23 protein-coding genes are annotated in these 20,578 nt (G+C 67.2%); 16 read left to right on the forward strand and 7 right to left on the reverse strand.

From position 1 onward, the window contains the following. Positions 1-13 precede the first annotated feature (13 nt). The 4 genes from BM031_RS01585 to BM031_RS01600 all read right to left on the reverse strand — a co-directional run bounded on the left by BM031_RS01585 (position 14) and on the right by BM031_RS01600 (position 1,873). Positions 14-454 carry an SH3 domain-containing protein gene (locus tag BM031_RS01585; protein ID WP_091870179.1) on the reverse strand — a complete coding sequence of 147 codons (441 nt, stop codon included), beginning with the start codon at positions 452-454 and terminating at the stop codon, positions 14-16. Between the two features lie 115 nt (positions 455-569). Next, a complete protein-coding gene (gene secB / locus BM031_RS01590; RefSeq protein ID WP_091870181.1) occupies positions 570-1,028 on the reverse strand; it encodes a protein-export chaperone SecB in 459 nt (152 codons plus the stop codon). A gap of 158 nt (positions 1,029-1,186) precedes the next feature. Then, positions 1,187-1,450 carry a glutaredoxin 3 gene (gene grxC / locus BM031_RS01595; RefSeq protein WP_091870184.1) on the reverse strand — a complete coding sequence of 88 codons (264 nt, stop codon included), beginning with the start codon at positions 1,448-1,450 and terminating at the stop codon, positions 1,187-1,189. Between the two features lie 21 nt (positions 1,451-1,471). Beyond that, the gene (locus BM031_RS01600; RefSeq protein WP_091870186.1) at positions 1,472-1,873 is read right to left on the reverse strand and encodes a rhodanese-like domain-containing protein; all 402 of its coding nucleotides are present in this window, start codon (positions 1,871-1,873) and stop codon (positions 1,472-1,474) included. 87 nt (positions 1,874-1,960) lie between these two features. Here BM031_RS01600 and gpmA point away from each other — a divergent pair, with 87 nt between their 5' ends. The 16 genes from gpmA (at position 1,961) to BM031_RS01680 (ending at position 17,908) form a co-directional block, all read left to right on the forward strand. Beyond that, positions 1,961-2,707 (forward strand): 2,3-diphosphoglycerate-dependent phosphoglycerate mutase, encoded by a 747-nt coding sequence (gpmA, locus tag BM031_RS01605; RefSeq protein ID WP_091870189.1) that lies wholly within the window; start codon positions 1,961-1,963, stop codon positions 2,705-2,707. Positions 2,708-2,717: 10 nt separating this feature from the next. After that, on the forward strand, positions 2,718-4,145 hold the full coding sequence (locus tag BM031_RS01610; protein ID WP_091870191.1) for a murein hydrolase activator EnvC family protein: 1,428 nt from the start codon (positions 2,718-2,720) through the stop codon (positions 4,143-4,145). An 18-nt stretch (positions 4,146-4,163) separates the two neighbouring features. Beyond that, the gene (locus BM031_RS01615) at positions 4,164-5,645 is read left to right on the forward strand and encodes a S41 family peptidase (protein ID WP_091870193.1); all 1,482 of its coding nucleotides are present in this window, start codon (positions 4,164-4,166) and stop codon (positions 5,643-5,645) included. A 119-nt stretch (positions 5,646-5,764) separates the two neighbouring features. Further along, complete coding sequence (locus BM031_RS01620; RefSeq protein WP_091870196.1) at positions 5,765-6,523, forward strand: HesA/MoeB/ThiF family protein; 759 nt, start codon at positions 5,765-5,767, stop codon at positions 6,521-6,523. A 139-nt stretch (positions 6,524-6,662) separates the two neighbouring features. Beyond that, positions 6,663-7,106, forward strand: a complete 444-nt coding sequence (gspG, locus tag BM031_RS01625; RefSeq protein ID WP_091870199.1) for a type II secretion system major pseudopilin GspG — start codon at positions 6,663-6,665, stop codon at positions 7,104-7,106. A gap of 9 nt (positions 7,107-7,115) precedes the next feature. Further along, positions 7,116-7,604, forward strand: a complete 489-nt coding sequence (gene gspH / locus BM031_RS01630) for a type II secretion system minor pseudopilin GspH (RefSeq protein ID WP_091870201.1) — start codon at positions 7,116-7,118, stop codon at positions 7,602-7,604. A gap of 15 nt (positions 7,605-7,619) precedes the next feature. Continuing rightward, positions 7,620-8,000, forward strand: coding sequence for a type II secretion system minor pseudopilin GspI (gspI, locus tag BM031_RS01635; protein ID WP_091870204.1), 381 nt, complete (start codon positions 7,620-7,622; stop codon positions 7,998-8,000). Further along, entirely contained in the window at positions 7,997-8,665 is a 669-nt protein-coding gene (locus BM031_RS01640) for a PulJ/GspJ family protein (protein WP_091870206.1), read from the forward strand. Before gspI ends, BM031_RS01640 begins: the two co-directional genes overlap by 4 nt. After that, positions 8,665-9,660: a type II secretion system minor pseudopilin GspK gene (gspK, locus tag BM031_RS01645; RefSeq protein WP_091870209.1), complete on the forward strand. Its 996-nt coding sequence runs from the start codon at positions 8,665-8,667 to the stop codon at positions 9,658-9,660. The genes BM031_RS01640 and gspK overlap by 1 nt, the downstream gene beginning before the upstream one ends. A 16-nt stretch (positions 9,661-9,676) precedes the next feature. Continuing rightward, on the forward strand, positions 9,677-10,885 hold the full coding sequence (gspL, locus tag BM031_RS01650; RefSeq protein WP_091870212.1) for a type II secretion system protein GspL: 1,209 nt from the start codon (positions 9,677-9,679) through the stop codon (positions 10,883-10,885). Further along, complete coding sequence (locus BM031_RS01655) at positions 10,882-11,412, forward strand: type II secretion system protein M (protein WP_091870214.1); 531 nt, start codon at positions 10,882-10,884, stop codon at positions 11,410-11,412. The genes gspL and BM031_RS01655 overlap by 4 nt, the downstream gene beginning before the upstream one ends. After that, a complete protein-coding gene (gene gspN, locus BM031_RS01660; protein WP_091870217.1) occupies positions 11,409-12,182 on the forward strand; it encodes a type II secretion system protein N in 774 nt (257 codons plus the stop codon). Before BM031_RS01655 ends, gspN begins: the two co-directional genes overlap by 4 nt. After that, complete coding sequence (gene gspD, locus BM031_RS01665) at positions 12,182-14,506, forward strand: type II secretion system secretin GspD (protein WP_091870219.1); 2,325 nt, start codon at positions 12,182-12,184, stop codon at positions 14,504-14,506. Before gspN ends, gspD begins: the two co-directional genes overlap by 1 nt. Before the next feature lie 7 nt (positions 14,507-14,513). After that, positions 14,514-15,935 (forward strand): type II secretion system ATPase GspE, encoded by a 1,422-nt coding sequence (gspE, locus tag BM031_RS01670; protein WP_091870221.1) that lies wholly within the window; start codon positions 14,514-14,516, stop codon positions 15,933-15,935. A 4-nt stretch (positions 15,936-15,939) separates the two neighbouring features. Beyond that, positions 15,940-17,160 (forward strand): type II secretion system inner membrane protein GspF, encoded by a 1,221-nt coding sequence (gene gspF, locus BM031_RS01675; protein WP_091870224.1) that lies wholly within the window; start codon positions 15,940-15,942, stop codon positions 17,158-17,160. Between the two features lie 25 nt (positions 17,161-17,185). Beyond that, entirely contained in the window at positions 17,186-17,908 is a 723-nt protein-coding gene (locus BM031_RS01680) for a hypothetical protein (protein ID WP_091870226.1), read from the forward strand. Positions 17,909-17,961: 53 nt separating this feature from the next. On the opposite strand, the gene BM031_RS01685 is transcribed toward BM031_RS01680, so the two are convergent. The 3 genes from BM031_RS01685 to hslU all read right to left on the reverse strand — a co-directional run bounded on the left by BM031_RS01685 (position 17,962) and on the right by hslU (position 20,564). Continuing rightward, the gene (locus BM031_RS01685) at positions 17,962-18,696 is read right to left on the reverse strand and encodes a helix-turn-helix domain-containing protein (RefSeq protein WP_091870229.1); all 735 of its coding nucleotides are present in this window, start codon (positions 18,694-18,696) and stop codon (positions 17,962-17,964) included. A 310-nt stretch (positions 18,697-19,006) separates the two neighbouring features. Continuing rightward, positions 19,007-19,207, reverse strand: a complete 201-nt coding sequence (locus BM031_RS01690; protein WP_091870231.1) for a hypothetical protein — start codon at positions 19,205-19,207, stop codon at positions 19,007-19,009. A gap of 19 nt (positions 19,208-19,226) precedes the next feature. Then, entirely contained in the window at positions 19,227-20,564 is a 1,338-nt protein-coding gene (hslU, locus tag BM031_RS01695; RefSeq protein WP_091870234.1) for an ATP-dependent protease ATPase subunit HslU, read from the reverse strand. Positions 20,565-20,578: the final 14 nt, after the last annotated feature.

Here is a 20,578-nt window from a genome sequence, read left to right on the forward strand (position 1 = left end):
TGAAGCGGGGCGCCTACAGGCCCCAGACGTCGTTCGACCTGACAAAACCCAGGATGCCGTCGCGGTGGCGCACCCGGACCCAGGTGATCGCGGCCGGGTCGACCAGTTCCAGCACCACGCCCTTGTCGGCCGTCATCAGGACCTGGGATGCGTCGTCGGGCCCGGCATGCACCCTGGCGCCGGGCGTGCGCACCACCACGTTGCGGCGTGCGCTCAGGCCCTTGGTTTCGGTCCAGGCCAGTTCGCCGTTCATGTCGCGCACCTTGACCCACTCGCCATAGGTCGACACGATCTGCAGCGGCATGCCGCGCGGCGCCACGTACATCCGGGTGCCCCGGGTCGATGGCGTGTCGTACAGGATCACCGTGGCGCTGCCCACGCTCTTGAAATCGAGGGCGTACGCAGCCGGTGCTGCCACCAGGAGCAGGCTTGCAAGGAGACGGGATAGGATCATGGCGGGCCGGGAATCGGATGAAAACCGAGGTGTAACCGCGGGTGGCGCCGGGGCGGGCGGCACGGGCGCCGCAAGCGGCGCCCGGGGAAGGCACATTGACTGTGCCGCTTGCTGCTTACTGTGCCGGGGTAGCGGCCGCTTCGACCATGGCCTGCTGGCGCTGCTGGTAGAAGGCTTCGAAGTTGATCTCGGCCAGGTGCACCGGTGGGAAGCCGGCGCGGCTGATCACGTCGGCGATGTTGGCGCGCAGGTACGGGTACACGATGTTCGGGCAGCCGATGCCCAGCAGCGGATCCATCTGGTCAGCCGGGATGTTGCGGGCTTCGAAGATGCCTGCCTGCTTGCCTTCGACCAGGAAGGCGACCTTGTCTTTCAGCTTGGCGGTGACAGTGATGGTCACGGTCGACTCGTAGATGCCTTCGGCAATGCTTTCGGCGCCGACGTCCAGCGACACTTCGATGGTCGGTGCTTCCTGCTCGAGGAAGATGGCTGGGGAATTCGGTTGCTCCAGCGACATGTCTTTCAGATAGACGCGTTGGATTTGGAAGACTGGTTGCAGGTTTTCGTCAGACATGGAACGCTTTCAAGAAATTAGGATGGACGGACGCGCCGTCCCGGAACTTTGGTCAAACGCGACGGCAATTGTATCAAAATCAATTTGGATAAAATACCCCCACCGCCGCGGACCCGAAAGCCCGTCAAATCAGGCGCTTTTGGGCGGAACCTTTGGCGTCAAGCGCCCTGCAGCAGCGGCTCGAGGCGGCCGGCCTGCTCGAGCGCGTACAGGTCGTCGAAACCGCCGACGTGGGTCTCGCCCACATAGATCTGGGGCACGGTGCGGCGGCCGGTGCGCTGCATCATGATCTGGCGCTGTTCCGGATCCAGGTCGACGCGGATGCGTTCGATGTCGGTCACACCCTTGGCTTCGAGCAGGCGCTCGGCGCGCACGCAGTAAGGGCAGCTGGCGGTATGGTAGAGGACGACGTGTTGGCTCATGATGCTTCCTTCAAAATGGTTTTACTTGGTTACCGGCAGGCCGGCCGCCTTCCAGGCAGCCAGGCCGCCTTCGAGGGCATGCGCGTCCTCGAAGCCTGCGGCCTGGAGCTGGCGCACCGCCTTGTCCGCGCGCGCGCCGGTCTGGCACACCACGATCACGGTACGGGTTTTCGACTTTTCCAGCTCGCCGATGCGATTGCCCAAGTCTGCCAGCGGGATGTTTTTTGCGTCGCGCACATGACCAGCGGCAAATTCGTCGGCCGAGCGCACGTCCAGCACAAGGCTCTTGCCGCGGTTGATCATCTGCGTGGCCTGCAGCGGGCTCGCACGTTTGCCGCGCGGCGCCAGGGCCGGCCAGAGCAGGGCGGCGCCTGAAACGACAGCGATCGCCACGACGAAGATGTTATCGATAATGAAATTCACAAGGGTTCCATGGTTGAACTGAATCGGCGCATTATAAAATAGATGCTGGACCGGATTTCAATCGCACTTTTATCTAAAGAAGAGCTTATGTACAAAATCGTATTCATGCGCCACGGCGAATCGACCTGGAACCTGGAAAACCGCTTCACCGGCTGGACCGACGTCGACCTGACCGAGAAGGGCATCAAGGAAGCAAAAGCGGCCGGCCGCGTGCTCAAGGAAGCAGGTTTCACCTTTGACGTGGCCTACACCTCGGTGCTCAAGCGCGCGATCCGCACCCTCTGGCTGGCGCTGGACGAAATGGACATGATGTACCTGCCGATCATCAACGACTGGCGCCTGAACGAGCGCCACTACGGCGCCCTGCAGGGCCTGGACAAGGGCGAGACGGCCGCCAAGTTCGGCGACGAGCAGGTGCTGGTCTGGCGCCGCAGCTACGACACCCCGCCGCCGCCGCTGGCCGCCGATGACGAGCGCACCTCCTTTAACGACCCGCGCTATGCGTCCCTGTCGAAAGAGCAGATCCCGCTGACCGAGTGCCTGAAGGATACCGTGGCGCGCGTGATGCCGGCCTGGGACGAGGAAATCGCCCCGGCCATCCGCGCCGGCAAGAACATCCTGATCTCGGCCCACGGCAACAGCCTGCGCGCCATCATCAAAATGCTGGACAACATCAGCGACGCCGACATCGTGGGCCTGAACATCCCGAACGGCCAGCCGCTCGTGTACGAGCTGGACGCCGACCTGAAGCCGATCAAGAGCTATTACCTGGGCGACCAGGAAGCGATCGCTGCCGCCGTGGCAGCCGTGGCCAGCCAAGGGAAGGCAAAGTAACGTCTTGCGTTTGCCATTCACGAAGTTCGCCGGCAGTGCGCTCCTGTGCGCGCTGCTGGCCGCCGCACTGTCCAGCCCCGCGTCAGCCCAGCGCCAGACCGAACGCAGCCGCCAGAAAGTCACGGCGGAGAAGCAGCGCGCAGGCATCAAGCAGCGGCTGGCGGCGATCCAGCGCGACATCGCCCGTACCGAAAGCGAGAAGGAAGACGCCGCCGACGAGCTGGCGGAGTCCGAGGCCGCCATTTCCGACGCCAACCGCGCCCTGCGCGACCTGGCCGAAGAGCAGGACGCCACCAGCACCCGCCTGGACCTGCTGTCGACCGAAGGCGCGCGGCTGCAGCAAACAATTGTTACTCAAAAGAAACAATTGTCGCAGCTGCTGCGCGAACACTACGTGGCCGGCAACGAAGACCGGATCAAGCTGCTGCTCTCCGGCGACAACCCGAACCGCATCAACCGCGACCTGCAGATGATGGCCTATGTCTCCCAGGCCCAGGCCAGGCTGCTCGATTCGCTGCGCACCAACCTGGCCCAGGTCGAAGCCAACAAGGACAAGGTCGAGAACGCCCAGCTGGAACTGCAGGAAATCGCCGACGAGCAGCGCGACCAGAAGGCGCGGCTGGAGCAGGAAAAGGGCAAGCGCAGCGCGCTGCTGCAGAACCTGTCGACCCGGTTGGCCGACCAGCACAAGCAGGCCGACCGCCTGCAGCGCGACGAAGCCCGCATGAGCGACCTGGTAGACCGCCTGTCGCGCCTGATCCGCGAGCAGGCCGAAGCCGAGCGCCGACGCCAGGCCGCGCTGGCCGCCGCCAAAGCCAAGGCCGAAGCCGAAGAAAAAGCCCGCGCCCTGGCGCGCGCCAAGGCGGCCAGCGAGAAGGCCGAGCGCGAGCGCATCGCGCGCCAGAACGCGAAGCCGGGCACGAAACCGGCGCCGGTGCCGGAACCGGAGCCGCCGAAAGTGGCCGAGCAGCCCAAGCCGGTCGAGACCCGGCCGAGCACGCCGCCGCCGCAGGAAGTCCCGCTGGCGCCGCCGCTGCCGGCAGGCGCTTTCGCCAGCCTCAAGGGCCGCTTGACGGCGCCGGTGAGCGGCGCCATCGCGGCCCGCTTCGGCCAGCGCCGTACCGAAGGCCTGAGCTGGAAAGGCATGTTCATCAAGGCCCCGGAAGGCACCGATGTGCGCGCCGTCGGCCCGGGCCGCGTGGTGCACGCCGACTGGATGCGCGGCTGGGGCAACGTGATCATCGTCGACCACGGCGGCGAGTACCTGTCGACCTACGGGAACGCTTCGGCCATGCTCAAGCGCGCCGGCGACATGGTGCGCGCCGGCGACGTGATCGCGAGCGCGGGCAGTACCGGCGGTAACGCGGAATCGGGGCTATACTTTGAGCTCAGGTATCGCGGCAAGGCCTTCGACCCGGCAAGCTGGGTCAAATTCTAGGAAAGACAGGAACAAGCGATGGGCAAAGCGAAGAATCTCGGGCTGGTCGGGTTGGGCATGGTGGCCGGCGTCGCCGCCTCCTTCCAGTTCTCGGCCTATGCGCAGAAAGACATCCAGTCGCCGCTCCCGCTCGACGAGCTGCGCCAGCTGGCCGATGTCTACGGCCTCATCAAGACCGACTACGTCGAACCGGTGGAAGACAAGAAACTGCTGTCCGAAGCCATCGGCGGCATGGTCGCCTCGCTCGACCCGCACTCGGTCTACCTCGACCAAAAAGCCTTCCGCGAGATGAAGGAGTCGGTGCAGGGCAAGTTCGTCGGCATCGGCGTCGAAGTGGCCAGCGAAGACGGCTACGTGAAAATCGTCGCCCCGATCGAAGACACGCCTGCGCACAAGGCCGGCATCAAGTCCGGCGACCTGATCACCCGCATCGATAACGTCCCGGTGCGCAATATGTCGCTCGACGAAGCGATCAAGCGCATGCGCGGCAAGGCCGGCAGCAAGGTCACCCTCACCATCGCCCGCCGCGGCGAAGACAAGCCCTGGGTGCTGCCGGTGCTGCGCCAGGAAATCGTGCTCCAAAGCGTCAAGGCGAAAATGATCGAGCCGGGCTATGCCTGGCTGCGCGTGAGCCAGTTTCAGGAAAACACGCTCGACGAACTGGCGAAGAAGGCCAAGGCCTTGTACGCCGACAATCCCGACATCAAGGGCCTGGTGCTCGACCTGCGCAACGACCCGGGCGGCCTGCTGCCGGGCGCGATCGGCGTCTCGGCCGCCTTCCTGCAGCAGCCGGAACAACTGATCGTCTCCACCAAGGGCCAGCTGGCCGATTCCAACCACCAGTTCTACGGCCGCCGCGAGTTCTACGCCCAGCGCGGCGCCGACCCGCTGGCCGGTTTGCCGACCGCCCTGAAGACGGTGCCGATGGTGGTGCTGGTCAACGGCGGCTCGGCTTCGGCTTCCGAAATCGTCGCCGGCGCGCTGCAGGACTACAAGCGCGCGATCATCATGGGCAGCCAGACCTTCGGCAAAGGCTCGGTGCAGACGCTGCGCCAGTTGTCGCCCGATACCGCCGTCAAGCTCACCACCGCGCGCTACTACACCCCGAAGGGCCGCCCGATCCAGGCCACCGGCATCGCGCCCGACCTGCGCGTGGACGAAACCGCCGACGGCGACGCCCTGGCCGTGCTGCGCGTGCGCGAAGCCGACCTGCAGCGCCACCTGGCGAGCGAGGGCGAGAAGGAAAAGACCCCGGCCGCCAAGGACCAGAAAGAAGCCATGGAAGCGCAGCAGCGCGCGATCGCCCAGCTGAAGGACCGCAAGCCGCTCGACTACGGCAGCAAGGACGATTTCCAGCTGGCGCAGGCGATCAATCACTTCAAGGGGCAGCCGGTGCAGCTGGCCAAGGCGGATCCGGATGCGGCCAAGCCGGCGGCGCCGAAGGTGTTGCCGGGGGCGGAGGTCAAGCCGCCTGAGTTGAAGGCGCCGGCGAAGAAGTAAGGTCGTCGTGACGGTTTTTAAGCAGGGGGCAGGAAACGCTGCCGTAAGCTCCTAGCCCTAAGACCGTCGTACCGGCGCAGGCCGGTACCCAATTTGACGTTCGCCGCACACCCCGCAAAATGAACGACACCCAACTCCTGCGCTACTCCCGCCACATCCTGCTCGACGATATCGGCATCGACGGCCAGCAGCGCCTGCTCGCCGCCCACGCCCTGATCATCGGCGCCGGCGGCCTCGGTTCCCCCGCGGGGCTCTACCTGGCCTCAAGCGGCATCGGCCACATCACCCTGGTCGACGACGACGAGGTCGACCTCACCAACCTGCAGCGCCAGGTCATGCACACCAGCGCGCGCATCGGCCAGCCGAAAGCCGACTCCGGCCGCGCCGCCCTGCTCGCCATCAACCCGGACATCGACGTCACCGCCCTGCGCGAACGCGCCAAAGGCGCGCGCCTGCAGGAACTGGTCCGCGCCGCGACCGTCGTGCTCGATTGCAGCGACAACTTCGCCACCCGCCACGCCGTCAACCGCGCCTGCGTGGCGGAGAACAAACCCCTGGTCTCGGGCGCCGTGATCCGCTTCGACGGCCAGCTCTCGGTGTTCGACACCCGCATTCCCGATGCCCCCTGCTACGCCTGCCTGTTCCCCGAAGACAGCGCCTTCCAGGACGCCGCCTGCAGCAGCATGGGCGTGTTCGCGCCGCTGGTGGGCGTGGTTGGCGCCATGCAGGCGGCCGAGGCCATGAAAGTGGTGATGGGCATCGGCGACCCCCTGGCCGGACGCCTGCTGCTGCTGGACGGCCGCGCCATGGAGTTCACCAGCGTGAAGGTGGCGCGCAACCCGGCCTGCCCGGTGTGCGCCGCGCGCGCGATGTCATAGCAATAAGCCTGCATTAAGCGAAGATTAAAACGGGGTTTTGCAAGCCCTGGATTACAATTGCACACCCATCGTGGGTGGCCGCAGCCCGCCTTGAAGGCGTATACTGTTTCGCTTCAACCGACCCTTGCAAAGATTATCTATGCACATTGATTCGCAACGTAAGCAGCGCCGCGCACGCGGTTTCACCCTGGTCGAGATCATGGTCGTCGTGGTCATCATTGGCATCCTCGGCGCCCTGGTGGTGCCGAAGCTGCTGGGCCGCACCGGTGAATCGCGCGTCACTGCCGCCAAGGTCGACATCGCCACCATGATGCAGGCGCTCAAGCTGTACAAGCTCGACAACCAGCGCTACCCGAGCACCGAGCAGGGCCTGGTGTCCCTGGTCACCAAGCCGACCGCCGGCCCGGCCGCCAATGGCTGGAAGTCCGGCGGCTACCTCGAGAAGCTGCCGAAAGACCCATGGGGCAATGCTTATCAGTACCTGTCGCCCGGCATCCATGGCGAAGTGGACATCTTCTCGCTGGGCGCCGATGGCCAGCCCGGCGGCACCGGTGAGGATGCCGACGTCGGCTCCTGGGAGTAAGGACCTTTCATGCGGGCCCGTGGCGCCCTGCGCAGCGTAGCCAGGTGGCGCGGCTTCACCCTGGTGGAGCTGCTGGTCGTGATGGTCATCATCGGCATCACGCTGGGCCTCGCTTCGCTCAACGCCATCCCGTCCCCGCGCCAGGCCCTGCAGCAGGAGGCCCAGCGCATCGCCCTGCTGCTGCAGCTGGCGCGCGACGAAGCCATCGTGCGCAACCGGCAAGTGGCCTTCGAGGCCAACCCGGAACGCTACCGCTTCGTGGTGCGCAACGATACCGGCTGGGAGCCGGTCACGCGCGACGACCTGCTGCGCGAACGGAAGTTCAAGAGCGCACCGCTGCAGCTGGTGCTGCAACCGAATAGCGGCGCCGATCCCAGCGCCGTGCGCATCACCTTCGGACGCGAACCGGTCGACAAGCCCTTCGTGCTCACGCTCGCCACCGGCGGCAACGCGGTCGCGATCCACGCCGACGGCGTCGGCCACTTCACCGTCGAATAAGCAAAGGCACCCACCATGCGCGCACGCGGCCACCACGGTTTTACCCTGCTCGAAGTGCTGGTCGCGCTCGTCATCGTCGGCACCGCGCTCGGCGCCGGTTTGCGCGCGGTCGGCAGCCTGACCTCCAACAGCGCCGGCCTGCGTGCCTCCATGATGGCGACCTGGTCGGCCGAAAACCGCCTGGTGCAAATCCGCCTCGGCAAGGAATTCCCGGAAGTCGGCAAGCGCAATTTCCCCTGCGCGCAAGGCGACCTCAGCCTGATCTGCGAGGAAGAAGTGCTGACCAGCCCGAACCCGCAATTGCGCCGGATCGAAGTGTCGGTATTCGACGCCGAACGTCCGGAGCGCCGCATCGTCAAACTGGTACAGCTCGTACTGAGGCCATCGCGGTCATGACATCCCACCCAGCGCGCCGTCGCGGCTTTACCCTGGTCGAACTCCTGGTGGCGATCAGCATCCTCGCCATCCTGGCCGTGCTCGGCTGGCGCGGGCTGGACGGCATCGTGCGCGCCCGCATCGCCCTGACCGAGCAAATGGAAGTCACGCGCGGCATGCAGCTGGCCTTTGCCCAGATGCAGAGCGACTGCGAACACCTGGCCGCGCGCGACCTCATCGGCCGCCGCGCCAACCTGCTGTTCGACGACGGCCGCCTCACCTTGGTGCGCAAGGTCTACAACGAGAACGAACCCTCGCAGCTGGCCGTGGTGTCCTACCGCGTGGTCAACAGCATCCTGGTGCGGCGCGAGTCGCCCGGCACCCGCGACCTGGCCCAGCTCGACGGGCTGTGGCAGGCGGCCGCCAGCGACACGCCGTCCGAATCGTCGCCGCCGGTGGCGCTGCAGACCGGCCTGGCCGCGATGCAGGTGCAGGTGTGGCAGAACAATGCCTGGCACAAGGAGCCGGTCGCGAGCGGCGACGGCGCCCCGCCGCCGGTGCCACCGCCCGGGCAGCCGGCGCAGGCCCTGCCGCAGACGCCGGAACCCGACGGCATCCAGGTCGGCCTCACCGCCACCGGACTGGCCGGGCCGATGGTCAAGGCCTTCCTGCTGGGAGGCACCTGATGCGCGCCTACCGCTCGGGGCTGCGCCAGCGCGGCGTCGCCGTGGTCACCGCCTTGCTGCTCACCACGCTGGCCATCGCGATCGTCGCCAGCCTGTTCTGGCAGCAGCAGGTCCAGGTGCGCAGCATGGAAAACCAGCGCCTGCACCTGCAGACCAAGTGGATCCTGCGCGGCGCCCTCGACTGGGCCAGCCTGGTGCTGCGCCAGGACGCCTACACCTCCAACTACACCTCGCTCGACCAGGTCTGGGCCACGCCGCTGGCCGAGACCCGGCTCGACCAGTACATCGAGCGCGAGCGGGTCGCCGGCGAAACTTTCGACGCGTCACTGTCCGGTAACATTATCGACGCCACGTCGCGTTACAATCTGGGCAACCTGGCCAAGGACCGCATGAAGAACCCGGAGCAGGTCAGGATTTTCGGCCGCCTGCTGGACAACCTGCGGGTGGACGCGCGCCTGGCCGAACGGGTGGCCAATTTTGTCGCCCAGGGCCAGCAGGCGCCCGCGGTGGTGGACCCGCCGGCAGGCGGCAGCACGACGACGGGGCAGCCCCAGCCGGTGCCGCCGACCGCCGGCGTGCCGATCCCGCTGCTGCAGCCGGACGACCTGCTGGCGGTGCAGGGTTTCACGCCGGAGATCATGGCGAAGCTGCGGCCGTTCCTGATCGTGCTGCCCGGCCCCGAGCTGACGCCGCTGAACGTCAACACGGTGCCGGCCGAACTGCTGTCGGCGCTGGTGCCGGACATGTCGCTGTCCGAGGCGAACAGCCTGGTGGCGCGGCGCAAGACGGCGGCGTGGCGCGAGAAAATCGCGTTCACGAGCCAGGTCAGCCATGGCGACAAGGTGGAAGATACGGCGTTCAACGTCAAAAGCGACTGGTTTATCGTACAGAGCCGGATCCGGCTCGACCGCGCCGCACTCAATGCCGAGTCGCTGATCCAGCGCAGGGGCATCGTCGGCGGCGGCACCCAAGTAATCTGGACCCGCCAGAATTAAAAGAAAGCGAGACAGTTTGACGACTCTTTATATACGGCACCCGGCCCGGGCAGAAGGCGAGGGCGCATTGTGCCGGTTCGCGCAGGTGCTTGACGACGGCGCCATCGCCCAGCAGGGCGAAGGCCCCTTGCGCAATCTCGGCGACGTGGTCGCCGCGAGCCGCCGCGTGGTGCTGCTGCTGGCCGGCGCCGACGTCACGCTGCTGCCAGTGCAAGCCCCACCGCTGTCCGGTGCGCGCCTGCGCGCGGCCCTGCCGTCCCTGGTTGAAGAACATATCCTGGGCGACCCGATGGATTGCGTGCTGGTGGCCGGCCCGGCCCTGCCCGATGGCCGCCGCCCGGTCGGCGTGGTGCACCGCAACTGGCTCGAGCCGATGGTGAAAGCCCTGCTCGGCATGGGCGCGCGCTCGGTCTCGGCCGTGCCCTCGCAGCTGTGCCTGCCCCTGCAGCCGGGCAGCGTCAGCGCCGCCATCGGCAACAATGAATTGCTGCTGCGCCAGGGCCAGTACGAAGGCCTCGGCCTGGCTCTCGATGGCAACCCGACCCTCAACCTGCAGACGGCGCGCGCGCTGTCCGGCGACGCGCCGCTGGTGCTGTACGTGCCGCAGGAACAGGTCGGCGAATACCAGGCGCTGCTGGCCGAAGCCGGTCCCGGCATCACGCTGGAAAGCGAAGCCTGGGCGCACTGGATTGCCGGCTCGACAAGCAGCACCCTCGACCTGGTGCCGGGCCTGGGCACGGCCGGCGTCGCCCAGCGCGACTGGAGCCGCTGGCGCTGGCCGCTGCGGCTGGCGCTGGCCGCGATCGTGGTCAACATCGTCGGCGTCAACATCGAATGGCTGCGCCTGAAGCGCGAAGCCGACGCGGTGCGCCAGGAAATGACCCAGGCCTTCCGCAGCGCCTACCCGAACCAGCCCGTCATCGACCCGGTGGCGCAGATGCGCCAGAACATCGCGCGCGCCAAGGCCGCCAGCGGCCAGGTCAGCCCGGAAGAGTTCGGCTGGGTCGCCGGCGCCTTCGGCGAAGCGGTGCGCGGCCTCGCGCGCCAGCCCGGCATTGCGTCAATGGAGTTCAGGGAACGCGTGCTCACCGTGCGCGTCAAACCCGAAACGGTCGATCCCGCCACAACGAGCCAGCTGCGCGCCGTCCTCGGCGCGCGCAACCTGGCCATGGAAGAAACCGCGCCCGCCACCTGGGTCATCCGCAGTACAGGAGCCACGCCATGAAGGCAGCTGCACAATTCGGCGCACAGCTTGGCGCTCTGCGTGAACGCGCGCAAACCTGGTGGCTGGGCCGCACCGAGCAGGAGCGCAAGTTCCTGGCGGTGGGCGCGGGCATCGTGGTGGTGTCGCTGGTCTACGCGCTGCTGCTGGCCCCGGCCGTCGAGGGACGCGACAATCTGCGCCGCGCGCTGCCGCAATTGCGCCAGCAGGCGGCCCAGCTGCAGACCATGGCCGCCGAAGCGCAGGCCCTGTCCGCCACCCCGGCGCCGTCGGCGCCGCCCATGACGCGCGAGGCGCTGGTGGCCAGCATGGCCCAGCGCAGCCTGGTGGCCGGCTCCATCACCATGACCGGCGAATACGCCAAGGCCCAGTTCAATGGCGTGTCCTTCGCCAATCTGGTGTCCTGGCTCGACGCCCAGCGCCGCGAGAACCGCATCCAGGTGCAGGACGCCGCATTTACCGCGCTGCCCGCGGTGGGACAGGTCGATGCCACGCTCACCCTGCGCCAGGCCAGCGCGACCGCCCAATGAAGCGCCTGCTCCTGTGGCTGGCGCCGGTGGTGCTGGCCGTGCTCGTTACCGTGCTCGCCTTCCTGCCCGCTGCGTGGCTGGGGCCGATGGTTGAACAGCAGACCGCCGGTCGTTTGACTCTCGGGGATGCGCAGGGTACGCTCTGGAACGGCTCAGCCTTTATCGGCGGGGCGCCGGGCGAGGGCGGGGCTGTGACGCCGCTGCTGCCGGGACGCTTCGCGTGGCGCCTGTCACCGCTGGTGCTGTTCGGCCAGGTCAACGTGGAACTGGAAAACCCGCAAGCACTCGCGCGCAAGGTCGCCATCAACGGCAGCTGGTCGCAGTGGCAGGTGAGCAGTGGCGAACTGCTGCTGCCGGCCGAGGGCCTGTCCGGCCTGGGGGCGCCGCTCAACACGCTGGCGCCGTCCGGCACCATCCGCCTGGTGTGGAATACGCTCGACCTGCTGCGCCAGCCCAATACGGTGGCGGTGCAGGGCCGTACGGTATTGAGCATGACCGACATGGGTTCGCGCATGTCGCCCATCAAGCCGCTGGGCAGTTATGAGATGGCGTTCGATTGGCGCGGCAGCCAGGCCGACCTGAACCTGCGCACCGTGCGCGGGGCGCTCGTGCTCACCGGCTCGGGTATGCTGCAAAACGGCCGCCTGCGCTTTTCCGGCCAGGCCTCGGCCGCACAAGGATACGAAGAGACGCTGGGTAACATGCTCAACCTGCTGGGCCAGCGCCGCATGGTGAACGGCAAGAACATAATCGCACTCGAGTTCAGATAATGAAAAAAATTTCCCGCAGCACGTTTGCTCCGACCGTTTCCCTCCCCCGGCTGCGCCGCCTCGCGGCCGGCGCCATGCTGTGCTGCGCCGCCACCCTGGCGCTGCCCCCGGCCCCGGCCCGGGCCCAGGACAGCGCCAATTCGGCGGCGCTGAGCTTCGTCAACGCCGACATCGAATCGGTGATCAAGGCGATCGGCCACTACACCGGCATGACCTTCATCATCGACCCGCGCGTGAAGGGCACCATCACCCTGGTGTCGGAAAAATCGCTAAGCAAGACCCAGGCCTTCGGCCTGCTCACCTCGACCCTGCGCCTGCAGGGCTATGCCGTGGTGACCAGCGGCGACGGCTACGCCAAGGTGGTGCCGGAAGCCGAAGCCAAGGCCCAGTCCTCGCCGACCCAGGTCGGCGGCGTGCGCGCCAGCCGCGCCACCGGCGACCAGATCGCCACCCAGGTGTTCTACCTGTCATATGAATCGGCGGCCAACCTCACCGCCGTGCTGCGTCCCTTGATTTCGCCGAATAATTCCATCATGGCGAACCCGGGCAACAACACCCTCGTCATCACCGACTACGCCGACAACCTGCGCCGCCTGGCCAAGATCATCGGCGCGCTCGATACGCCGGTCGCAGCCGACCTCGACGTCATCCCGGTGCGCAACGCCATCGCCAGCGACATCGCGGCCCTGGTGTCGCGCCTGATGGAGCCGGCCGCCGGCGGCGACTCGGGCCGGGTCTCGGTACTGGCCGACCCACGCACCAACTCGGTGGTGGTGCGCGCGCCGTCCCAGGCGCGCGCCAACCTGGCCAAGTCGCTCATCGCGCGCCTCGACCAGCAGACTTCGTCGCAAGGCAATATCCATGTCGTCTACCTGAAAAACGCCGACGCCAGCCGCGTGGCCCAGACCCTGCGCGCGGTGGTGTCGCAGGATTCCTCGGCGGTGCCGGTGCAGCAGCAGGGCACCTCGGGCGGCTCGATCCAGTCCGGCGCCACCTCCGGTGGTGGCGGCCTGGGCGGCCAGCAGGGCCAGCAGAGCAGCACCGGCATGGGCGGCACCGGCAACACCTTCGGCCAGCAGAGCCAGCTCACCGCCAGCGGCGCCGGCGGCGGCCAGGGTTCCGGCTTCATCCAGGCCGATGCCTCCACCAACAGCCTGATCATCACCGCGCCGGACGCCGTCTACCGCAACCTGCGCAACGTCATCGACCAGCTCGACGTGCGCCGCGCCCAGGTGTACATCGAGGCGCTGGTGGTCGAAGTGACCTCCAACAAGGCCTCGGAATTCGGCGTGCAATGGGTCGGCGCCAGCGGCGACTCGGACAGCAAGTACCGCATCGGCGGCCTGCAATCCTTCGCCACCACCGGCGGCAGCAATATCGTCAACCTGGCCGCCGCAGCACGTGGCGGACTGTCCGGCGACTCGATTCCTTCGCTGCCGGGCGGCCTGTCGATCGGCCTGTTCCGCCAGGTGGGCGGCGAGCTCGGGCTCGGCGCGATTGCCCGCTTCCTCGAGAACGACGGCAACGCCAACATCCTGTCCACGCCCAACATGATCACGCTCGACAACGAACTGGCCACCATCAAGGTCGGCCAGAACGTGCCGATCATCACCGGTTCCTTCACCACCGGCACCAGCGGCAGCTCCAACCCGTTCCAGACCATCGACCGCAAGGACGTCGGCCTGCTGCTCAAGGTGCGCCCGCAGATCTCGGAAGGGGGTACCATCAAGATGGCGATCTACCATGAGAACTCGAGCGTCGACACGTCCACCCGCACGCTGTCCTCCGGCGTGACCACCAATGTGCGCGCGATCGAAAGCAACGTGCTGGCCGATGACGGCCAGATCATCGTGCTCGGCGGCCTCATCGAAGACACCGAGGGCGATGGCGAAGAGAAAGTACGCGGCCTGGGCGACATCCCGATCCTTGGCAACCTGTTCAAGTACCGCAGCCGCACCCGGACCAAGACCAACCTGATGGTGTTCCTGCGCCCGGTCGTGGTGCGCAGCAAGGAAGCGTCGAACTCGCTTGCCATGGACCGTTACGACTACATGCGCGCCGTCGGCGCGGCCGGCCAGACCGGCGAAGACTCGGTGCTGATGCGCAACCTCGGCGCACCGCTGCTGCCGCCGCTGGTCAATGGCCAGCCACCGGCTGGCGGCGCGATGGCGACCGCACCGGTGCAGGCAGCACCGGCGGCCGGCAGCGCGCCCGGCGCGGCGGCAGGCCAGGCAACCCAGGAGCAATTGCGCCAGGGCCAGCAAACCCAGCCCGCCACGCCGCAGTCCCAGTTCCGTCCGGTAACGCCACCGACCCGGAAATAAGCCGACCATGAACAATCTGTTGCCTTACGCCTTCGCCCGCGACCACAATTTGCTGGCGCGCAGCAGCGACGAAGCGGGCCAGGCCATCGAAGTGCTGGTCTCCGGCGCCACCGCGCCCGCCGCCATCGCCGAGGTGTCGCGCCGCTTCGGCCGCATCGCCCTGCGCCGCCTCGACCGTGGCGAGCTCGACGACGCCATCGCCAAGGCCTATGCCGGCGCCGGCGGCGACGCCTCGCAGGTGGTGGACGAATTCGACGCCGACCTCGACCTGACCAAGCTGCTGCAGGACGTGCCGGCCATCGAAGACCTGCTCGAATCCTCCGACGACGCGCCCGTCATCCGCATGATCAATGCGCTGCTTACGCAATCGCTGCGCGAAGGCGCGTCTGACATCCATATCGAACCCTTCGAGCAGACCTCGGTGGTGCGCTTCCGCGTCGACGGCGCGCTGCGCGACATCGTGCGCCCCCGGAAAGCCATCCACGCCTCGCTCATTTCGCGAATCAAGATCATGTCGCAGCTCGACATCGCCGAGAAGCGCCTGCCGCAAGATGGTCGCATCACCCTGCGCATCGGCGGCAAGCCGGTCGACGTGCGGGTGTCCACGCTCCCTACCGGCCACGGCGAGCGCGCCGTGCTGCGCCTGCTCGACAAAGAAGCCGGCCGGCTCGACCTGAGCCATCTCGGGATGGCGCCCGACATGCTGCCGCAGTTCGACCGCCTGATCAACCAGCCGCACGGCATCGTGCTGGTCACCGGCCCGACCGGTTCGGGCAAGACCACCACCCTGTACGCCGCGCTGTCGCGCCTGAATGCCTCGACCACCAACATCATGACGGTGGAAGACCCGATCGAGTACGACCTCAACGGCGTCGGCCAGACCCAGGTCAATGCCCGCATCGACATGAGCTTTGCCAAGGCCCTGCGCGCGATCCTGCGCCAGGACCCGGACGTCATCATGATCGGCGAGATCCGCGACCTCGAAACCGCGCAAATCGCCGTGCAGGCTTCGCTCACCGGCCACCTGGTGCTGGCCACCCTGCACACGAATGACGCGGCCTCGGCCGTCACGCGCCTGCTGGACATGGGGATCGAACCCTTCCTGTTATCGTCCTCCCTGCTGGGCGTGATGGCGCAGCGCCTGGTGCGCAAACTCTGCACCCACTGCAAGGTGCAGGACGCCACCGGCTGGCATGCGGCGGGCTGCGAGCGTTGCGGCCACACCGGCTACCACGGCCGGGTCGGCGTCTACGAGCTGCTGGAAACCACCGAGGCGATCCGGGCCCAGATCCACAACCAGGCCTCCGAAGCCGACATCCGCGCCGCCGCCCAGAAGACCGGCATGAAGATGATGCGCGAAGACGGCGAGCGCTGGCTGGCGGACGGCACCACGACACGCGCCGAGCTGGTGCGCGTGACCAAGGACTAAGCCGATGCCAGCCTTCCGCTACGAGGCCGTGGACGCGGCCGGCGCCACCCGCAAGGGCGTGGTCAACGCCGACAACCCGCGTTCGGCCAGGTCCGACCTGCGCACCCAGGGGCTTACGCCCCTGTCGGTGGAGCAGATCGCGGCCCAGGTCGACGACGCCGGCGTGGCGCGCTCGCGCGGTTTCGGCGAGCGCCTGTCGCAAATCGAGCTGGCCCTGTTCACCCGCCAGCTGGCCAGCCTGCTGGAAGCCGGGCTGCCGCTGGAACAGGCGTTTACGGCCCTGCTGGAGCAGGCCGAGCGCCCTTATGTGCGCGACCTGATCGCCTCGATCCGTTCCGAAGTCATCGGCGGCGCCGCCTTCTCCAGCGCGCTGTCGCGCCATCCGCGCGATTTCGCCGACATCTACCGCGCGCTGGTGTCGTCGGGCGAGCAGATCGGCCAGCTCTCGCGCGTGCTGTCGCGCCTGGCCGACTACATCGAGCGCCGCAATGCGCTGGTGCAAAAGGTGCGCCTGGCCTTCACTTATCCGGCCATCGTCACCGTGGTGGCGTTCGCCATCGTGATCTTCCTGCTCACCTACGTGGTGCCGCAGATCGTCTCGGTGTTCGCCAACACCAAGCAAAAGCTGCCCTTCCTGACGGTGGCCATGCTGGCCGTGTCGGACTTCGTGCGCGACTACGGCATCTATGTCGGCATCCTGCTCATTGGCGCGTTCTGGCTGTGGCGCCGGGCGCTGCGCAACCCCGACCTGAAACGGCGCTGGCATACCTGGCTGCTCACCGCGCCCGTGTACGGCAAGTTCGAGCGCAGCCTGAACACGGCGCGCTTTGCCAGCACGCTGGCGATCACCACCGGTTCCGGCGTGCCCATCCTGCGCGCGCTGGAAACCAGCCGCGACACCTTGTCCAACGTGGCCATGGCCGAACTGGTCGACCAGGCCACCGGCAGCGTGCGCGAAGGGGTCAGCCTGGCGCGCGCGCTGTCGGCGCAGAAGCTGTTCCCGCCGATGCTGGTGCACATGATCCGCGCCGGCGAAATCACCGGCGAGCTGCCCGCCATGCTCGAGCGCGCCGCCAATTCGCAGCAGGCCGACCTCGAGCGCCGCACGCTCACCATCGCCGGCCTGCTGGAACCGGTGCTGATCCTGGCCATGGGCCTGGTGGTGCTGCTGATCGTGCTGGCGGTGCTGATGCCGATCATTGAAATCAACCAGCTGGTGCAGTGAACCTGGAAAGCATGCAAGGACACCGATGAACAAGCGTTTGCCCCTCCTCTTCACCCTGCTCGCGCTGATCCTGCTGGCGGCCTCGCTCGCCTACTGGGTCCTGCAGCTGTACAAGCCGGCGCAGCGCCCGCTGGCGCCGGCGCCCGCCATGGCCCAGGCCGAGCCGAGCCCGGACGCCGCCGCCACCCTGTTCGGCGGCCAGCCGACGGCGGTGGCCATCTCCAGCTACCAGCTCACCGGGGTGGTTTCGGCCGGCCGCGACAGCGCCGTGATCCTGGTGGCCGAAGGCTCGCCGCCGAAAGCGGTGCGCATCGGCCGCGAGATCGTGCCAGGCGTCACGGTCGCCGAAGTGCATCCGCGCTACGTGATGCTGTCCGAGGGCGGCATCATGAAACGCGTGGACATCGCCGCCGACGCCCGGGCGGCAGGCCAGCTGGGCGGCATGGCGCCGCCGCTGCCCGGACAGCCGATGGCGGTGGCGCCGCCCCCGGGCGTCGAGCCGCAGACCGCCCCCGGCGCCGTGGCCGTGCCATCGAACATGCAATCGGTCCCGCCACCCGGCGGCCCGCCGGACGGCACGCCGACCACGCCGGAGAGCGCGGTGCCGGTGCCGGAACCGCAAGTGGATCCTTCCGAGCAGGCCGTGCAGCAGCAACCGGGGTATCCGCCGCCACCGAACCAGGTGCAGATGCCGCCGCCAACCCGGTCGGTGAACAGCCCGGTGGGGCAGCCGCCGCAGGTGCAGTAAATGAACAACGCCGCAGTGATGCGGCGTTGTTGTAAGCGGTAATGCTTGCGCGCTCACCCCCTTCGCAAGGCCGTAAACGCCGCAAACTCCCACGACCTGAACCCCAGCAGCAAGGTATAGCCATCGCGCTCCTGCGCCGGCAGCTTGCGGTCGTTCCGGTGCAGCCGCGCCAGTTCTCCCGCCAGCTGTTCGATCTTCTGCCCCAGTTCCTGGGCGCTGGCCGGCGACAGGCGCGCCGGCAGGCACATCAGTGCTTCGCCCGGCCGGTCGAAACCGCCCGCGAAATAATCGGCCACCACGTGCTCGCGGAAGTAACGCTGCACCGGCCCGTCCGGCAGCCAGCGGAAAGCATTCGACACCCGCAGGCTGTAGCGGTTCAGGGGTTTGAGTTCGATCACGCCGAGCCGGTCGAGCTCGGCCAACAGGGTGATGCATTCCGGTTCGGTCAGCCGGTAGGTCTCGATCACCTGCTCCAGGCTCCAGTGCCCGAGGCAGCAGATCGCCATCAGCAGCAGGCGCGGATTGGCAACCAGCGAGGTTTCCTGCGGCAGGGTGAGGGCGTCGGCCTGCGGCCGTGCATCGGCCGCACGGCGCAGCACGTCTTCCAGCGCAATCCCGGTCACCTGGCAAATCTGCGCCAGCCGCGACAATGCCATGTCCTTCTGCCCGAACATCCGCTTGACGCTCGATTCGCTCACGCCGATACGGTCGGCCAGGCCTTTATAGGTGATGCCCGTCGCACGCAGTTCCGCGCGCAGCACGTCGAGTACCAGCTCTGGTGAGCTCATGCGATTCCTGTCAGGTAGATAACTAAAAGAAAATGTACAGCCGAATTCCGCACGGCACAAGGGCTGTATACCTCCGTACCCTCGTACCTTCGGGGTCAGGTCTGACATTCGGACACGAGCCCTGCACTAAACCCACTTCGATGACGTAGCGACACCGAATTGGCCTGTATCCCGCCCGGAATTCTCGGCGGGCCGGCTTTCACGGCCGAGTCCGTGTCCGAATGTCAGACCTGACCCCGAAGTTGGGAAATAAAAAAGGCGGACACGCTCGCGCGGTCCGCCAAGGGGAATCGTCGGAAAGGAAGAGGGCTCAGTCGTCTTCCGCCACCAGCTTGGCTTTTTTCAGCGCGCGCTTGGCTTCCTGGCGCTCGCTGGCGAGCGGCTTGGCGTGGGCGCCGGCGGCGCGTGCCTTGGCCAGGGCGGCGATCGGGTTGCGCGGCTTGCCGAAGTTCTGGGATGGCTCGATCCGCAGCCGCATCTTTTGCCGGGTTGCCAGTGCCTTGTTCGCCATCGTCCTCTCCTCCCTAGAATTACAGCACGTAGCGCGACAGGTCCTCGTTGATCGCGAGCTTGTCGAGCCGGTCGTTGACGTAGGCGGCGTCGATGGTCACCACCTGCTCCTTTTCGGCGCCGGCCGTGAACGAGACTTCCTCGAGCAGCTTTTCCATCACCGTGTACAGGCGGCGCGCGCCGATGTTCTCGGTGCGCTCGTTGACAGCGAACGCGATCTCGGCCAGGCGGTGGATGCCTTCGTCCAGGAAGTCGACGGTCACACCTTCGGTGGCCAGCAGCGCTTCGTACTGCTTGGTCAGGCTGGCGTCGGTCGAGGTCAGGATGCTCTTGAAGTCTTCGATCGACAGCGACTCGAGTTCGACCCGGATCGGGAAGCGGCCCTGCAGCTCCGGGATCAGGTCGGACGGCTTGGCCAGGTGGAAGGCGCCCGAGGCGATGAACAGGATGTGGTCGGTCTTGATCATGCCGTACTTGGTGTTCACCGTCGTGCCCTCGACCAGCGGCAGCAGGTCGCGCTGCACGCCGGCGCGCGAGACGTCGGCGCCGCCGTGCTCGGAGCGGGTGGCGATCTTGTCGATCTCGTCGAGGAACACGATGCCGTTCTGCTCGACGTTGGCGATGGCCTTCTGCTTGAGCTCATCCTCGTTGACCAGCTTGGCGGCTTCTTCATCCACCAGCAGCTTCATCGCGTCCTTGATCTTCATCTTGCGCGGCTTCTTGCGCGCGCCGCCGACACCGGCGAACATCGACTTGATCTGCTCGGTCATTTCTTCCATGCCCGGCGGCGCCATGATCTCCATCTGCGGGGCGGCGTCGGTGACCTCGATCTCGATCTCGCGCTCGTCCAGCGAGCCTTCGCGCAGGCGCTTGCGGAAGGTCTGGCGGGTGGCGTCGCCTTCCTTCGGGTCGCTGCCGTTATTGACATTGAAGCCGAAGTCGCGCGCCGGCGGCACCAGGATGTCGATCACGCGGTCTTCGGCCGCATCCTCGGCGCGCTGGCGCACCTTTTTCTGCTCGCTGGCGCGGGTCTGCTTGACGCCGATGTCGATCAGGTCGCGGATGATGGTGTCGACGTCGCGCCCGACGTAGCCGACCTCGGTGAACTTGGTGGCCTCGATCTTGATGAAGGGCGCGTCGGCCAGCTTGGCCAGGCGGCGCGCGATCTCGGTCTTGCCCACGCCGGTCGGGCCGATCATGAGGATGTTCTTGGGGGTGATCTCGTGGCGCAGCGGCTCGGCCACCTGCTGGCGGCGCCAGCGGTTGCGCAGCGCGATCGCGACCGCGCGCTTGGCCTTGCCCTGGCCGACCACGTGCTTGTCCAGCTCCGAGACGATCTCGGGCGGCGTCATGTTCATGATGGGGGACTGGT

Source organism: Massilia yuzhufengensis (assembly GCF_900112225.1).
Classification (GTDB): Bacteria; Pseudomonadota; Gammaproteobacteria; order Burkholderiales; family Burkholderiaceae_D; genus Telluria; species Telluria yuzhufengensis.